This is a genomic window from Mesorhizobium sp. KR2-14 (assembly GCF_040049255.1).
Classification (GTDB): domain Bacteria; phylum Pseudomonadota; class Alphaproteobacteria; order Rhizobiales; family Rhizobiaceae; genus Pseudaminobacter.
The window spans coordinates 180,731-195,801 of the sequence record NZ_JBDZDR010000002.1; the positions used below are offsets into that span (position 1 = coordinate 180,731).

At 66.2% G+C, this 15,071-nt stretch carries 14 protein-coding genes and 1 tRNA gene; 5 read left to right on the forward strand and 10 right to left on the reverse strand.

What is annotated here, in order from left to right:
* The first annotated feature begins 21 nt into the window (after window positions 1–21).
* Entirely contained in the window at window positions 22–834 is an 813-nt protein-coding gene (locus tag ABLE86_RS05390; protein WP_348778573.1) for a sulfite exporter TauE/SafE family protein, read from the forward strand.
* Here the strand turns inward: ABLE86_RS05390 and ABLE86_RS05395 are convergent.
* From ABLE86_RS05395 to ABLE86_RS05405, 3 genes are all read right to left on the reverse strand, one after another.
* Window positions 831–1,757 carry a DMT family transporter gene (locus ABLE86_RS05395; RefSeq protein ID WP_348777910.1) on the reverse strand — a complete coding sequence of 309 codons (927 nt, stop codon included), beginning with the start codon at window positions 1,755–1,757 and terminating at the stop codon, window positions 831–833. The genes ABLE86_RS05390 and ABLE86_RS05395 overlap by 4 nt on opposite strands.
* On the reverse strand, window positions 1,754–2,341 hold the full coding sequence (locus tag ABLE86_RS05400; protein WP_348777911.1) for a TetR/AcrR family transcriptional regulator: 588 nt from the start codon (window positions 2,339–2,341) through the stop codon (window positions 1,754–1,756). The genes ABLE86_RS05395 and ABLE86_RS05400 overlap by 4 nt, the downstream gene beginning before the upstream one ends.
* A gap of 214 nt (window positions 2,342–2,555) precedes the next feature.
* Window positions 2,556–2,631 (reverse strand) — tRNA-Thr (locus ABLE86_RS05405).
* Window positions 2,632–3,131: 500 nt separating this feature from the next.
* Here ABLE86_RS05405 and ABLE86_RS05410 point away from each other — a divergent pair.
* Window positions 3,132–4,160 carry a hypothetical protein gene (locus tag ABLE86_RS05410; protein WP_348777912.1) on the forward strand — a complete coding sequence of 343 codons (1,029 nt, stop codon included), beginning with the start codon at window positions 3,132–3,134 and terminating at the stop codon, window positions 4,158–4,160.
* 17 nt (window positions 4,161–4,177) lie between these two features.
* Here ABLE86_RS05410 and ABLE86_RS05415 read toward each other — a convergent pair whose 3' ends face one another.
* On the reverse strand, window positions 4,178–5,779 hold the full coding sequence (locus ABLE86_RS05415) for a cisplatin damage response ATP-dependent DNA ligase (RefSeq protein ID WP_348777913.1): 1,602 nt from the start codon (window positions 5,777–5,779) through the stop codon (window positions 4,178–4,180).
* On the reverse strand, window positions 5,779–6,789 hold the full coding sequence (locus tag ABLE86_RS05420; RefSeq protein ID WP_348777914.1) for a ligase-associated DNA damage response exonuclease: 1,011 nt from the start codon (window positions 6,787–6,789) through the stop codon (window positions 5,779–5,781). The genes ABLE86_RS05415 and ABLE86_RS05420 overlap by 1 nt, the downstream gene beginning before the upstream one ends.
* A gap of 99 nt (window positions 6,790–6,888) precedes the next feature.
* Between ABLE86_RS05420 and ABLE86_RS05425 the strand changes: the two genes are divergently transcribed.
* The gene (locus tag ABLE86_RS05425) at window positions 6,889–7,809 is read left to right on the forward strand and encodes a methyltransferase domain-containing protein (protein ID WP_348777915.1); all 921 of its coding nucleotides are present in this window, start codon (window positions 6,889–6,891) and stop codon (window positions 7,807–7,809) included.
* 16 nt (window positions 7,810–7,825) lie between these two features.
* Here the strand turns inward: ABLE86_RS05425 and ABLE86_RS05430 are convergent, their stop codons facing one another.
* The gene (locus tag ABLE86_RS05430; protein WP_348777916.1) at window positions 7,826–8,017 is read right to left on the reverse strand and encodes a hypothetical protein; all 192 of its coding nucleotides are present in this window, start codon (window positions 8,015–8,017) and stop codon (window positions 7,826–7,828) included.
* Between the two features lie 132 nt (window positions 8,018–8,149).
* Between ABLE86_RS05430 and ABLE86_RS05435 the strand changes: the two genes are divergently transcribed.
* Together ABLE86_RS05435 and pdeM are read left to right on the forward strand one after the other, a co-directional pair.
* The gene (locus ABLE86_RS05435; RefSeq protein WP_348777917.1) at window positions 8,150–10,876 is read left to right on the forward strand and encodes a ligase-associated DNA damage response DEXH box helicase; all 2,727 of its coding nucleotides are present in this window, start codon (window positions 8,150–8,152) and stop codon (window positions 10,874–10,876) included.
* Window positions 10,873–11,586 carry a ligase-associated DNA damage response endonuclease PdeM gene (gene pdeM, locus ABLE86_RS05440; RefSeq protein WP_348777918.1) on the forward strand — a complete coding sequence of 238 codons (714 nt, stop codon included), beginning with the start codon at window positions 10,873–10,875 and terminating at the stop codon, window positions 11,584–11,586. The genes ABLE86_RS05435 and pdeM overlap by 4 nt, the downstream gene beginning before the upstream one ends.
* Before the next feature lie 11 nt (window positions 11,587–11,597).
* On the opposite strand, the gene ABLE86_RS05445 is transcribed toward pdeM, so the two are convergent.
* The 4 genes from ABLE86_RS05445 to ABLE86_RS05460 form a co-directional block, all read right to left on the reverse strand.
* The gene (locus ABLE86_RS05445) at window positions 11,598–12,383 is read right to left on the reverse strand and encodes a TIGR02186 family protein (protein ID WP_348777919.1); all 786 of its coding nucleotides are present in this window, start codon (window positions 12,381–12,383) and stop codon (window positions 11,598–11,600) included.
* Entirely contained in the window at window positions 12,380–13,309 is a 930-nt protein-coding gene (locus ABLE86_RS05450) for a sulfite exporter TauE/SafE family protein (RefSeq protein WP_348777920.1), read from the reverse strand. The genes ABLE86_RS05445 and ABLE86_RS05450 overlap by 4 nt, the downstream gene beginning before the upstream one ends.
* Window positions 13,310–13,493: 184 nt before the next feature.
* On the reverse strand, window positions 13,494–14,105 hold the full coding sequence (locus tag ABLE86_RS05455) for a LysE family translocator (RefSeq protein WP_348777921.1): 612 nt from the start codon (window positions 14,103–14,105) through the stop codon (window positions 13,494–13,496).
* Between the two features lie 87 nt (window positions 14,106–14,192).
* On the reverse strand, window positions 14,193–15,017 hold the full coding sequence (locus tag ABLE86_RS05460) for an AraC family transcriptional regulator (RefSeq protein ID WP_348777922.1): 825 nt from the start codon (window positions 15,015–15,017) through the stop codon (window positions 14,193–14,195).
* Between the last annotated feature and the right edge of the window lie 54 nt (window positions 15,018–15,071).

The window sequence follows — 15,071 nt, forward strand, 5'->3', positions numbered from 1 at the left end:
GAACCAGCACTTGATCCGTCGATGCTGGGCGGCCCGGCAATCATTGCGCTGATCGCGGGCTTCGCGGCCACCGGCGTCATTTCCGGCATCATCGCCGGCCTGCTCGGCGTCGGCGGCGGTATCGTCATCGTGCCGGTGCTGTTCTGGGTGCTGACGCTGTTCCAGTTCCCGCCGTCGATCACCAGCCATCTGGCGGTCGCCACCTCGCTGGCGATCATCATCCCGACCTCGATTTCCTCGATGCGGGCGCATGCCAAGCGCGGCAATGTCGACCGCGCGCTCTACAGCCTGTGGGCGCCGGCAGCGTTCGTTGGCGCGCTGATCGGCGGCGTCATGGCGAAGTTCATCCCCGGCGGCGGCTTGCGCCTGGTGTTCGGCGTCGTGGGCCTGCTGGTCGCCGTCAACATGGCGATCCCCCGGCACCTGGTGATTTCCGATCACCTGCCCAAGAGCGCCTGGGTCAACCGCGCCATCGCCACCGTCATCGGCTTCATCTCCTCGCTGATGGGCATCGGCGGCGGCACGCTGTCGGTGCCGACGCTGACCAGCCTGTCCTTCCCGGTCCACCGCGCGGTCGGCACGTCCGCCGCGCTCGGCCTGCTCATCGCCGTTCCGGGCGTGGCCGGCTTCATCTGGGCCGGGCTTGGCGTCGCGGGCCGGCCGCCGCTCAGCCTCGGCTTCGTCAGCCTGCCGGCGGTGCTGCTCATCGCGCCGATCAGCTACCTGATCGCGCCCTGGGGCGCCAAGGTCGCGCATGCGCTGAATGCGCGCTATCTGAAGCTGGCTTTCGCCTTCTTCCTGGCCATCACGTCCGCCAGAATGCTGCTCTCCTAGACGAGATCTTCCCGCTTCTGCGACCTCGCGACGATGACGATGCCGACGAGCGACACGGCCAGGCCGCACGCCATCGCCCATGACAGCGGTTCGTCGAACATCAGCCAGGCCCAGATCATCACAACCGGCGGGCTGAGATAGAGCACAGCCGTCACGCGTGCCGGAGACGACTTGCGAAGCGCCAGATAATAGAGGCTCCATGCGCCGAGCGTGGCGACGAAGACGAGCCACAGTATGCCGCCGACGAAACCGGGCTCCAGGATCGGCAGAACTCCGCCCTCATGCCAGGCGAACACGGAAAAGATCGCGGCGGCCGACAGGCACTGGATGCACAGGCTTTGATGCACGGGCATGAAATTCGTCGGGCTGCGTTTCTGCAGCAAGGTTGCCATTGCCAGGGACAGCGTACCGAGAACTGGCAAGCCGTAAGCCCACAGCGGCACGTCGCCCATTTTCAACGACCAGCCGGAGGCGATCAGGACACCTGCCAAACCTATGAACGAGCCGATCCACTGGCGCCCGGTGAGCGCCTGCCCGAGAACCGGCCAGGACAGCACCGCAACCATCAGGGGCAGCATGTCGGTGATAAGGGCAACAAGGCCCGTCGGCACGCCATGGGAGATCGCAAGCGCGAATGCGCCCAGATAGGCGGACATTGCCAGAGCGCCGAACAGGACCTGCGGGGCAACGTCCTTCCATCGCAGGCTGGGGCCGAATGCCAGCGCAAATGGCAACAGCACTAGCCCGGAAACCAGGCTGCGCCAGAGTAGGATCAGGAAGATCGGCGCGTGGTCGCTCGCAAAGCGTATGCCGATAAAGCCGGCGCTCCAGCAGGCCACCAAAGCCGCTTCCAGCAGAACCAGGACGACAAGCCCGGCAACCCCGCTCTTGGGCCGGTACGGGACAGCTACGGCGTCGGTCATTGGGCCTGGCTTTCGAACTGGTCCAGCATGGAAATCGCGATTTTGCGCGCGGACTTCAGCCGCCCGTCGTGTCCATCGAGCCCTGCGCGAGACATGGCACCTTCGAGAAGAAACGAGAGGTGCTCGGCAATCTCATCGATCGCGGCATTGGCGGGCTGCATGTCTCGGAGGTGTTCCTTGAACAGCTCCTCTGCCTCGTCCTTCTGGGCCGCGACGGTTGCCCGGCCCGGGTCGCCAATCGGAAGCTCGGCGGCCGCATTGAGCAGCCCGCATCCGCGAAACCCCCACTCATAGGCACAGGCAGCATGGTCCACGTAGGAATCGAACACGGCAAGGACGCGCTCTTTAGGCGTCGACGCCGTTTTCAGCCGCGCCTCGAGAAGTTCGTGCCACTCCCTGCGCCGGCCTTCCAGATAGGCATGCACCAGGTCGGCCTTGGATGCGAAATTGTTGTAGAGGCTCATCTTCGCAACGCCTGCGTGAGCCGTAATCGCATCGATCCCGGTCGCCCCGACGCCATCGCGGTAGAACAGTTCGGCCGCGGTATTCAGCAGTCGCTGCCGCGCTGGGATCTTGTCGGTCACGGTCGGCCTCCAGAACAGATAGGCCGATCTACCTAGTTCAGGGATGCAACGCTGGCAGGCCTGCGACTGCTCCTGCCGCAATCAGGACTAGGAACTCATCGCCCCCACGCCTACTGCTTCGACGCAAGGGTCGGTGGACGAGGCGATAGACGACGGTGCGACCGCGCGGCAATCAATATCGGAAGGAAAATTCAGCCTAACGGCTTGAAGTTGCTGGTGCCGCTTGCGTGACTCGAACACGCGACCCCATCATTACGAATGATGTGCTCTACCAACTGAGCTAAAGCGGCTCCGGCTTTCGCACCGCGGCGCGAAACGGTGAGCGGGTGATAGCCGCATTGCGCGGCAAATTCAAGCGGCCATCGCACGGATTTATTCGGATCGTCATCTGCGTGCCTTGGCGCAATGTTTACAGCCGGTGACCGTGCCCGACGCGGCCGGTCAGGCGGGCAGCCAAGGTGTCATGGGCGTTGCAGCAGATACGATTCGCTCGCCGCTGCGATGCCGGGCGTCGCGGCTATGGGCGCCGTCAAATCTGCCGGGCAGGCGCAAGCCGCCGCGGGGGGGAATCGTCGCATGGGGGCGGGGCAAGGCGCGGCCAAGCAGCCGCCGCAGCGAGGGCGGTGCAACGAGACCAGTGCGGGGCACCCGCACAATCCCGCCATTTTCCCCCGGATAATGTCGCCTCCGGCGAGGCCCTCGGCCGTAATTGGTCACGCCGGGCGTTGCCTGACGGCCCGGCTGCGTCTAACCATCGTCAAAAGTTTGAGCCGCAACATGGGGAAACGGTTTGGAGCCGATCGAAAAGGCGATACGCAACGCCTTCGAAAAGGGAAACGCCAGTGACCAGGCCTTTCGCGAGAAGGTCTATCGCTCGGCGTTCGCCGCGCTCGACCGCGCGCTGAAGGCGAATCCTGGCCTCACGGTCGAGGTTGCCATCAAGCGCCGCAAGGCCCTGCAGGCCAAGATCGCCGAGATCGAATCGGAATTCGTGGCGGGCGGCGCTGCAATCGATCCGGCATCTTCGGAAGTCGCCCCGAGCCTCGACGACGTGCGGCCCGGCGGTGGCGATGCTGCCTTCACCGCTCCCGACATCGCCGGCGAGCGCCGCCAGAATGCAGGCCGCGGCAAGACCAGGCGCGCAGACGCAGCGGCTGCGAAAGCCGAGCGCGGCGGGCGCCGTGCGCGGCGTTCCCGCTCCCCGCTTCTTCGCCTGCTGGTAAGCATGGCGCTGCTGGCCGCCATCGGCCTTGCAGGCTGGGGCGCGCTTCGGTCGGGGATATGGAAGATGCCGACGAGGGACGACATCGCGCAGATCGGCAAGAGCCTCGCGCCGACAAACGAGGGCGCGCCGGCTCTGTCGGGCCAGGCCGACCCCAACCGCGCCTGGATTGAAGTGTTCTCGCCCGCCGACCCCACCGGCGTGACGGCGCCGGCAGGCACCTCGGCCGAGGTGATGCAGGATGGCTCGGGCAGCTTCCTGCGCATGCGCTCCGGCGGTTCGGATGCCGCCATCCTGTTCGACGTGGGGCAGGGCGTTCTGGAGCGGCTCGCCGGCAAGCAGGCCATCTTCGACATCGTCGCCCGCGGCGCCGATGGCAAGCAGACGCAGATGTCGGTGGACTGCAACTTCGGCGAACTGGGCGACTGCGGCCGCAAGCGCTATGCGGTCAGCCAGGACCGTGGCGACTACCTGTTCGAGCTTGACTTCCGCTCCATCGATCCAGGCTCCGGCGGCACCATCGCCGTCAACACGGATGTTGGCGGCCAGGGCAAGTCGGTGGACATCTACGAGATCAGGGTTTCGGTGTCGCAATAGCCTCGGGTGTAGCCGGCTCAGTCCAGCAGCGCCTGCAGCGTTTCGATGCGGTCGGCCTCGGCGGCCGGCTTGTCCCAGCGCAGGCGCGAAATGCGCGGGAAGCGCATGGCCACCCCCGACTTGTGCCGCGTCGAGCGGTTCAGCCCCTCGAAGGCTATCTCCAGCACCAGCCCGTGGTCGCGGTCGGCGCGCACCGAACGCACCGGCCCGAATCGCTCGACCGTGTTGTCGCGCACGAACTTGTCGATCTGGCGCAGCTCCTCGTCGGTGAAGCCGAAATAGGCCTTGCCCACCGGCACCAGCTCTTCCGCGCCGTCCGGACCGGCCCACACGCCGAATGTGTAGTCGGAATAAAAGCTGGAGCGCTTGCCGTGGCCGCGCTGCGCATACATCAGCACCGCATCCACGGTGAAGGGGTCGCGCTTCCACTTGAACCAAGGGCCTTTCGGCCGGCCGGCGAGATAGGCCGAGTCGCGGCGCTTCAGCATCACGCCCTCGATCACCGGATGCGGCGGGTTGCTGCGCATTTCCTCCAGCTCATCCCAGCTGTAAAACAGCGCCAGCGGCGAAAGGTCGAAGCGATCGGGGTCGAGCCGGCGCACGAAGTTTTCCAGCCGGCCGCGACGCTCCAGAAAGGGCAGGGCGCGCACGTCTTCCGCGCCTTCCTGCAACAGGTCGTAGCAACGCACGAACACCGGATAGCGCTCGCGCATCTTCGCCGACACCGTCTTGCGGTTCAGCCGCTGCTGCAGGTCGGAGAAGGTTCCGGTTTCGCGCTGCGGGTCGCCCACCAAGAGCTCGCCATCCAACACGCCCTCGAAGCGCATCGCCTCGACAAGATCGGGGAAGGCCGGCGAGATGTCGTCGCCGGTGCGCGAATAGAGCCGGCGGATGCTGCCTTCCGAAACCGCCTGCACGCGGATGCCGTCCCATTTCCATTCGGCGGCATAGTCGGCCGGATCGAGCCGCTCCAGATCGCCGTCGCCGATCGGATTGGCCAGCATGACCGGGCGGAACAGCGCCTTGGCAGCTTTTTCCGGCTTCGGGCCTTTGCCCTCCAGCCAAGCGAACAGATCGGTGTAGGGCGGCCTCAGCCCGTGCCACAGCTCCTCGATCTCGGTCACGTCGACGCCGCCCAGGTCGGCCAGCGCCTGTTTGGCTAGCCTCGCCGAAACGCCGATGCGCAAGCCGCCGGTCACCAGCTTGATGATGGCGTAGCGCGCCGAAATGTCGGCGCGGTCGAGCAGGCGTGCCAGCACGCGCGGCCCGTCGGAACGGCTCGCCGCCTGCAGCGCGCCCACCACGTCCGCCAGCGTGGGGCGAGCGTTGGCGGCGTGGTGCGCCGGCGGCTCCGGCCACACCAGCGACACGGTCTCGGCGAGGTCGCCGACATAGTCGTATGAATAGCCGAACAGCACCGGGTCCAAGCGCTCGGTCACCAGCGTGCGCAGCATCGCCGGCTTCACGGCCGCGATCGACAGGTCGCCGGTGATGGCCGCCAGCGCCAGCCCACGGTCGGGGTCTTCGATCGCGCGGAAATAGTCGGTCAGCAGGGTAAGCTTGCCGTTGCGCGAGGGCGTCAGCACCAGGCGGTCGAGCAGTTCGGCGAAGCGGTGCATCAATCCCCCTCGTCCTCGTAGCCCACCAGATGCAGCGGCTTTGCCTTGATGCCGCCAAGTTCGCACCAGCGCACCAGCGCTTCCTCACGGCCATGCGTCACCCACACCTCGCCGGCGCCGGTTTCGGTAATGGTCGCGGTCAGCTCGTCCCAGTCGGAATGGTCGGAGATGATCAGCGGCAGCTCCACGCCGCGCTGTTTGGCGCGCTGGCGAATGCGCATCCAGCCCGACGCGAAACACGATACGGGGTCGGGAAAGCGCCGCGACCAGCGATCCGAAAAGGCGGCGGGCGGGCCGACCACGATCTCGCCGGCGAAGTCTTGTCTTTCGCCGCCCTCCACCGTCGCCGGCTGCAGGTCGCCCAGCTCCACGCCCCGGCTTTCGTAATAGTCGCACAGCTTGGCCAGCGCGCCGTGGATGTAGATGGTGCGCTCATAGCCTGCCTGGCGCAGCAGCTTGATCACGCGCTGCGCCTTGCCCAGCGCATAGGCGCCGACCATGTGCGTGCGCTCCGGAAACTGCTCGACCGATCTTATCAGCCGCGCGATCTCATCGGCATCGGGAGGATGGCGGAACACCGGCAGGCCGAAGGTCGCCTCGGTGATGAACACGTCGCAGCGGATCGGAGTGAAGGGTGCGCAGGTTGGGTCCGGCTGGCGCTTGTAGTCGCCGGAGGCCACGATGCGCATGCCGCCATGCTCCACGCAGATCTGGGCCGAGCCCAGCACATGACCGGCCGGCTGGAACGTCACCTTGACGCCGTTCAGTGAAATCGTTTCGCCCGGTCTGGCTGCCTGCGTCGTGCCGGCAAAGCCCGGCCCGCAGCGCAGTTCCATGATGTCCAGCGTCTCGCACGTCGCCAGCACGGCGCCATGGCCAGCACGCGCGTGGTCGGAATGGCCGTGGGTGATCAGCGCGCGCGCCACCGGCCGCACGGGGTCGATGTGGAAATCGCCGGGTGGGCAATAGAGTCCTTCCGGGCGGGAGCAGAGGAGGTCGCTGGCGCGCATGCTCTCAAGATAGGTATTTGTGCGGCTCCGAAAAGCCTGATAAAAATCGCGCCGCTTCGGGCGCCCGCCCGGGCTCCCATCTTATAGGTCCTACGCTGCTTGAAGCCGCTGCAAACCTCGTCAGGTGACATTCTGGCGGATCGCCGCGCCGACTACGCAGAAATGCTGGCCGGTTCGGGCGATCCCTCCGCAGCCGCCGAGCTGATGCTCGGTGCGCTGGAGCTTGCGCCACAGTGGGCGCTGGGCTGGTTCCGGCTTGGCGAGATGCACGAGGCAGCCGGCGACATGGCGGCCGCCGCAAGGGCGTGGCGCCGCGTGCTGGAGCTTGAGCCGGTGGACCCGTTCGGCGCCGGGCTGAAGCTGGAACTCGCCGGCGAGGCGGGTTCGGGCGGCGCGCCGCCCAGCGCCTTCGTCGAGGCGCTGTTCGACCAGTATGCGCCGAAATTCGACGACTCGCTCGTCAACCGGCTGGCCTATAGCGTGCCGGCGGCGCTCGAGGCGGCCATCCGCGCCGCGCACCCCGGGCGCTTCGCAAGCGCCGTCGATCTCGGCTGCGGCACCGGCCTGATGGGCGAGAGGCTGCGCCCGCTTTGCGACCATCTCGAAGGCTACGACATCTCCGGCGGCATGCTGCGCATCGCGCGCGAAAAGGCCGTGTACGACCGGCTGGTCAAGGCCGACCTGCAGACGCTTGTGCGCGAGGGCGAGCCGGTCGATCTGGTCACGGCAGCGGATGTGTTCATCTATGTCGGCGCGCTCGAAAGGGTCATCGCCACGGCGGCCTCGATGCTGCGGGAAGGAGGGGTGCTCGCCTTCTCGGTGGAACATTGGCGGGGGCAGGGGGATGTCGTCCTCCAGCCCTCCCGGCGCTACGCACATTCGGAAACCCATGTGCGTAGCGTCCTGACCAAGAATGCACTCACCCTTCTTACTCTAGAACATCACATCATCAGGCAGGACCGCGGCCAACCCATTGATGGCCTGCTGGTCGTTGCGTGCAACGACCCTTCGGCGCGCTGATTGATTTTTCTATCTGCTACCGGCTCGTTCGCGGACGGTCCATCATCCCGCGCGAGCGCAACTGCTTCTCTGCCGGCTTTGCCGCCGCGCCGGCCTGCAATTGCGAAATCGTTTCCTGAAGCTTGGCAGCCAGCTTCTCCAGCGTGGCGACGCGCGCCTCGAGCGTGGCGATCCGGTCATCTCCCGAACTGTCCTGGTCTGCTTTCACCGCATACCTCTCTGCAAAGTGGAAGCAAGCAGTAGTCGATCCTGCATCACCTGTCAGTCAGCGATGCTGACCGATCCCGTTTTGTTCGCGAAATCGCTTGGCGGCCGCTTCGCGCCGCGCTAGTTCTGGCGCGTGAACGATCAGAGCCGACCAGAGCCGAGCGAACCTTCAGCCATCCTGCCCGAACCGTTCCTGAAATGGTTCGCGAGCCGCGGCTGGTCGCCGCGCGCGCATCAGCTCGATCTGCTCGCCCGTGCGCAGGCCGGAAAGTCGGTGCTGCTGATCGCGCCGACGGGGGCGGGCAAGACGCTTGCCGGTTTCCTGCCCACGCTGGTCGATCTGGCGAACCGACCCAAACGACGCCCCGGCCAGGCGCGGCGCGGCGTCCACACGCTCTACATCTCGCCGCTCAAGGCGCTCGCCGTGGACATCCAGCGCAACCTCGCCATGCCGGTGGCCGAGATCGGCCTGCCGATCACGCTCGAGACGCGCACCGGCGACACCCCGGCCCACAAGCGCCAGCGCCAGAAGCTGGTGCCGCCCGACATCTTGATGACCACGCCCGAGCAGCTCGCCCTGCTGATCGCCTCACCGGACGCGCCGCGCTTCTTCGAGGATTTGCGCTACATCGTGCTCGACGAGTTGCATTCGCTGGTCACCTCCAAGCGCGGACACCTGCTGTCGCTGGGCTTGGCTCGCCTGCGCACCATCGTGCCCCACCTGCAGGCAATCGGCCTTTCGGCCACGGTCTCCGATCCCGACGAGCTGCGCCGCTGGCTAGTGCCCCAGGGTTCACCCTCCCCCTTACGTGAGGAGCAATCGGACACGGCGCGGCTTACCCCCACTCCGCCTCGCTTCGCTCAGCACCTCTCCCCTTCAAAAGGGGAGAGGAAGGGCGCCAAGCTGGCGGACGGCGTTTCCTCTCCCCCGTCGAGCGGGGGAGAGGTGGCGCGCGAAGCGCGACGGAGTGGGGGTCGAGGCGACCCTCCTCACGACGGTGAGCTTCCCATGGCCGACCTGATCGAGGTCGCCGGCGGTGCCAAGCCGGAAATCAGCATCCTGGACTCCGAAGAGCATGTGCCATGGGCCGGTCATTCGGCGCGCTACGCCATTCCCGAAATCTACGACGCCATCCGGCGGCACAAGACCACGCTTTTGTTCGTCAACACACGCAGCCAGGCCGAATTCCTGTTCCAGGAGCTGTGGCGCGCCAACGAGGACACGCTGCCGATCGCGCTGCATCACGGCTCACTCGACGTCAGCCAGCGCCGCCGCGTCGAAAAGGCGATGGAGACCAACAGCCTGCGCGCCATCGTCGCCACCTCCACGCTCGATCTCGGCATCGACTGGGGCGATGTCGACCTCGTCGTCCATGTCGGCGCGCCCAAGGGGGCGAGCCGTCTCGCCCAGCGCATCGGCCGCTCCAACCACCGCATGGACGAGCCCAGCCAGGCGATCCTCATTCCCGCCAACCGCTTCGAGGTGCTGGAATGCCGGGCCGCACTCGAGGCGAATTATCTCGGCGCGCAGGATACGCCGCCGCTGGTCGAAGGCGCGCTCGACGTGCTGTGCCAGCATGTGCTGGGCGTTGCCTGCGGCGCGCCCTTCCGCGCCGATGATCTCTTCGATGAAGTGCGGACTGCCGCACCCTATGCCACGCTCGACCGCCACACCTTCGACCGCGTCGTCGATTTCGTCGCCACCGGCGGCTATGCGCTGAAAAGCTACGAGCGCTATGCCCGCATCAAGCTGACCAAGGACGGTACCTGGCGCATCAGCCATCCGCGCGTCGCCCAGCAATACAGGCTCAATGTCGGCACCATCATCGAGGTGCCGGCGCTCACCGTGCGCTATGTGCGTGAGGGCAGGGGGCTCGTCGCGCGCGGCGGGCCGGCGCTCGGCAAGATCGAGGAGGCGTTTCTGGAAACGCTGGTCCCGGGCGATACCTTCCTGTTTTCCGGCAAGGTGCTGCGCTTCGAAGGCATCCGCGAAAACGAATGTTTTGTCTCCAACGCACCGGGCAAGGACGCCAAGGTGCCCTATTACGGCGGCGGCAAGTTCCCGCTTTCCACCTATCTGGCCGAGGTGGTGCGCGGCATGCTGGCCGATCCCGATCGCTGGAAGCAACTGCCCGACCAGGTCGCCGACTGGCTGCGGCTGCAATCGGAAAAATCCATCCTGCCCAAGCGCACGGACCTGCTGATCGAAACCTTTCCGCGCGGCGGGCGCCACTACATGGTGGCCTACCCGTTCGAGGGGCGCCCCGCGCACCAGACGCTCGGCATGCTGCTCACCCGCCGGCTGGAGCGCGCGGGCGCGCGGCCGCTCGGCTTCGTAGCCACCGATTACGCGCTGGCGATCTGGTCGCTCGGCGACATGGGGCAGATGTTCAGGCGCGGTGGCGGGTGGTCGCTCGGGCAGCTCTTCGACGAGGACATGCTGGGCGACGATCTCGATGCCTGGCTGGCCGACAGCTGGATGCTGAAGCGCACCTTCCGCAATTGTGCGCTGATTTCGGGGCTGATCGAAAAGCGCCATCCCGGCCAGGAAAAGAGCGGCCGGCAGGTGAATGTCTCGGCCGACCTCATTTATGACGTGCTTCGCAGCCATGAGCCCGACCACATTCTTCTGCAGGCTACGCGCGCGGACGCCGCAATGGGCTTGCTCGATGTCAGGAGGCTCGCCGAGATGCTCTCGCGCATTCGCGGTCGAATCGTGCATAAATCTCTCGAGCACATCTCGCCGCTGGCGGTGCCCATCATGCTGGAAGTGGGCCAGGAATCGGTGCGCGGCGGTGCCGACGACACGCTTCTCCTGGAAGCCGAGGGCATCATCGAGGAGGCCATGGGGCCGCAATGAGCAGTCTGGCACACAGGGCCCGGCAACCACGCGACGAGGCGATCCTGATCGCCGGCGAGCGCGTGGTCTGCGACCGGCGTGGCGTGCTGTTCGCGCCCGAGCTCGACCTTCTTGTCGTGTCGGACCTGCATCTGGAAAAGGGTTCGTCCTATGCCCGGCGCGGCGCGCTGCTGCCGCCCTACGACACGGCCACGACGCTTGCCCACCTTGCCGCTGTCATCCACCATTACCAGCCACGGCGGGTGATCAGCCTGGGCGACAGTTTTCACGACGGCGAGGGCGCCGCCCGCATGCCCGAAATCTTCCGGCAAGCGCTGGAGGCGCTGATGGCCGGGCGCGACTGGTTCTGGGTCGCCGGCAACCATGATCCGCAGGCGCCCGCCGGCCTGCCGGGCGATACGGTGGGCGAAATCCATGTCGGGGGGCTGAGCTTCCGGCACGAGCCTTCTGCCACGCCTGTGGAGGGCGAGATCGCCGGCCACCTGCACCCTTGCGCGCGCATCGTCCAGCGCGGCCGCTCGGTGCGCCGGCGCTGCTTCGCCAGCGACGGCAGCCGCATCGTCATGCCGGCCTTCGGCGCCTATACCGGCTCGCTCAACGTGCTCGACCGCGCCTATCAGGGCCTGTTCGATTGGGAGAGGTTCCGCGCCTACATGCTCGGCTCCCAGCGCATCTTCACCATTGCCGGCGCGATGCTGCATCCGGGCTGAATTCGCGCCCCTCAGTCTTTCCTGAAGATGATCCGGCCCAGCCATCCGGTCAGCATGGCCAGCAGCACCGCGAAGATGCCGAACCACAGGCTGTGGTTGTTGGCGAAGCGGTAGACAGTCTGCTCGAAGCCGGACTTGTAGATCGCAAGCTGCGCCGAGGTTTCCTTGATGAACACGCCGTTGCGGAACAGGAAGGCGCGCGCCCGGTGCGTGCCCACCGGCACGTTGGGGGCCAGCGAAAGCCGGGCGCGGAACAGGTTGGAGGACAGGAACTGCACGCCGCCGATGCGTTCGCTGTAAAGCCCGGTCTTCGTTTTCAGCTCGCGCAGGGCTGCCGTGAACTGTTCCAGCGTCGCCGGGTTGTCGGTGCCGTCCAGCGGCGCCATGTGCAGGTTGTTCGCGCCCAGCGAAAGCTGCCGGTACTTGGCCGGGTCGGCGATATCCTGCCATGGGCGCGTAGTGGCTACCGAATAGGAGGCTGGCACATTCTGGAAGGCTTCGGACTGCACGTTGATCCACATGCCCAGCACGCGGTCCTTGCGGCGCACCACCACCGGCCGCGCGGGGCCCTCCAGCACCACGATGATGTCGTAGCGCCCCTGGCGGGCCAGCAGCGGGTCGGAATTCTCGATCGCGCCGAAGATGGTCAGGTCCGCGCCGGCGAAATCCGACGTGATGGCGATGCGGTCGGTCGAAAGGCCGATCTGGATCGTTTCCTGCGGCTGTTCCTGGGCCAGCGCCGGGGTCATTTGCAGCCATGCGAAGGCGAGGGCGGCCAGCGCCGCCGCCAGCCTCATAGGTGGCCTCCGCCCAGGCCCGACAGGGAATAGATGTTGGCCGGCCGCACGAAGAGGTCGAACGCCAGCCTCAGCGCCACCGCCAGCACCAGGAGCGCCAGAAGCGCGCGCAACTGCTCGCCCCGCAGCTTCTGCCCGGCCTTGGCGCCATATTGCGCGCCGGCCACGCCGCCCAGCATCAGCACGAAGGCCAGCACGATGTCGACCGTCTGGTTGGTGGTGGCGTGCACGATGGTGGTGTAGGCCGAGACGAAGATGATCTGGAACAGCGAGGTGCCGATAACCACGTTGGTCGGCACCTTGAGCAGATAGATCAGCGCCGGCACCATGATGAAGCCGCCGCCCACGCCCATGATGGACGACAGGAAGCCGATGCCCGCGCCCAGCCCCAGCACCGGGATGATGCTGACGAACAGTTTCGAGGCGCGGAAGCGCATCTTGAGCGGCAGGCGGTGGATCCAGTTGTGCTGGCCGGATTTCTTCAGCGTCGGCGCCGCGCCGACCTTTGCCTGGCGCAGCGAATTCACGCTTTCCACCAGCATCATCCCGCCTACCGAGCCCAGCAGCACCACGTAGAGCAGCGAAATGAACAGGTCGAGCTGGCCGATCGCGCGCAGCAGCGAGAACACATAGATGCCGCCGGTGGAGCCGACCACGCCGCCCACCAGCAGCATCGTTCCGAGCTTGAAGTCCAGCGTGCCGCGCTTGAAATGGGCCAGCGCGCCGGAGAACGAAGCGGCGATGACCTGGTTGGCGCCGGTGGCGACCGCTATCGCGGGCGGAATGTTATAGAAAATCAGCAGCGGGGTGATGAGGAAGCCACCGCCAACGCCGAACATGCCCGACAGGAACCCCACCGCGGCGCCCATGGCGAGCAGCACCAGGATGTTGGCTGATAATTCCGCGATCGGGAGATAAATTCCCACCCGTCAACTCTACACTACGTGCCCGGCCGGCGAAGACCGTTTTCATCTTCGCTGATTGCATGCTCTTGCGCCGACATTGCGGCGAAGTCAAACTTCGTGGCAGTCTAAAACGAAAAGCATGTCAACAGGTTAACAATGCCCGCCGTGAAGGGTCGCTTTCAGGGCATTCATCGCTAATGCGCGCTCAGCGGTCTGCCAGCGCAAGCCGCACGCCCAGCAGCACGAAGGCGCCGGCGAAGCTGCGGCGCATCCAGTTCATCACCTGCGGGCGCGAAACGATCCTGTCTCGAATGGATGCGGCAAACAGCCCATAGCCGACGAACACGACGAAGGTCATGGCCATGAAGACGGTGCTGAGCATGAGCATTCGCCGGACGGGATGCGGATCCTCCAGGCTGATGAACTGCGGCAGGAAGGTCAGGAAGAAGATCGACAGTTTCGGGTTGAGGATGTTGATGAGCACGGCGGTGACCGACACCCGCAGCGCGGAGCCGGGTTGCACGTGTTCAGTAACGTGGAGCGCCCCTTTCTCGCGGAGCGCGTTCCATGCCATGTAGAGCAGATAGGCCACGCCGGCATATTTGAAGAGTTCGAAGGCGAGCGCGCTCGTGTGCAGGATGGCCGCAAGTCCGAAGATGGCGGCTGCCATGTGCGGCACGATGCCGAGGGTGCAGCCGAACGCCGCCGCCACGCTTGCGCTCGCTCCGCGCGAGAGGCCGGTTGCAAGTGTGTAGAGCACGCCGGTGCCGGGCGACGCGACGATGATGAGCGAAGTGATGAGGAATTCGATGCCCATGGGATTCTCCTGCGGGAGGGAGCTGACGGTCCTGCATTGGACATCGGGCGCAGGGGCATGTCTTGAACGCGATTGCAGCGGGCGCGATCAGGTCGTTGCGGCTGCATAGGCGCCGGGGGAGAGGCCGTATCTGCGGGTGAAGGTCCGGGTCATGTGGGCCTGATCGGCAAAGCCGCTTTCCATGGCTGCATCGGCCAGGCTTGCGCCGCAGGCGATCAGCCGGCGCGCAAGGTCGATGCGGCGCTGCACCATATAGGCGTGCGGCGTGAAGCCTGTGGCCTTCGCGAAGCCGCGCAGAAGCTGGAAGCGCCCGAGCCCGCTCGCTTCGGCGAGATCGGCAAGGGTCAGTGGTTCAGCCGGTGCATCGTCGATCAGTTCCCGCGCGCGGCGGATGGCGGCGGAAACGGCCGCTGGATCAGCGCCCTTGCCGACGATGCGCGCCATCAGACCCAGCAGCATTTCCTCCCGCTCCATTTCGCAATGCCGCGCGGAGGTCATGGCCAGATAGAGCCGATCGAACAGGCGGGCGGCAACCGGGTCCGTCGTGGCTGGCCGCTGGAACTCCGGCTCGGTCGGCAGGTCCATGTCCGCAGCGACTGCCAGGATCATTGAAGGATCGAAATAGAGCATGTGCCACGAGCGGCCGGCATCGCCGATCGGCGCGCCGTCATGCACCTCGCCTGGATTGACCGTGATGATGTCCCCCGCGGCGGCCTCCACCAGGCCGCGCCCGCTGAGCGACCGTTGCGCGCCGCGCCGGATGACGCCGACGCCGAACTGCTCGTGCCAATGGCGCGGAAAGACATGCCGAGAGGAAGCAGCCACCGCCTGGACGCCGGCGCTGTGACAGCGAAACACCTTGAACTCGCCCTGCATCGTGCGCTTGCCCGGTCGTGCTTTGGTCGATGGCATTCTTGCATCGCCGGGCTGTCATTTCCACCGACAAACCAAAAAGGGGCCCAGCCT

Coding starts and splice junctions, on each gene's coding strand:
- pdeM (WP_348777918.1), top strand. CDS start 10,873: ATGAGCAGTCTGGCACACAGGGCCCGGCAACCACGCGACGAGGCGATC.
- ABLE86_RS05420 (WP_348777914.1), bottom strand. CDS start 6,789: ATGCGCGCCAGCGACCTCCTCTGCTCCCGCCCGGAAGGACTCTATTGC.
- ABLE86_RS05415 (WP_348777913.1), bottom strand. CDS start 5,779: ATGCACCGCTTCGCCGAACTGCTCGACCGCCTGGTGCTGACGCCCTCG.
- ABLE86_RS05445 (WP_348777919.1), bottom strand. CDS start 12,383: ATGAGGCTGGCGGCGGCGCTGGCCGCCCTCGCCTTCGCATGGCTGCAA.
- ABLE86_RS05455 (WP_348777921.1), bottom strand. CDS start 14,105: ATGGGCATCGAATTCCTCATCACTTCGCTCATCATCGTCGCGTCGCCC.
- ABLE86_RS05390 (WP_348778573.1), top strand. CDS start 22: ATGCTGGGCGGCCCGGCAATCATTGCGCTGATCGCGGGCTTCGCGGCC.
- ABLE86_RS05460 (WP_348777922.1), bottom strand. CDS start 15,017: ATGCCATCGACCAAAGCACGACCGGGCAAGCGCACGATGCAGGGCGAG.
- ABLE86_RS05395 (WP_348777910.1), bottom strand. CDS start 1,757: ATGACCGACGCCGTAGCTGTCCCGTACCGGCCCAAGAGCGGGGTTGCC.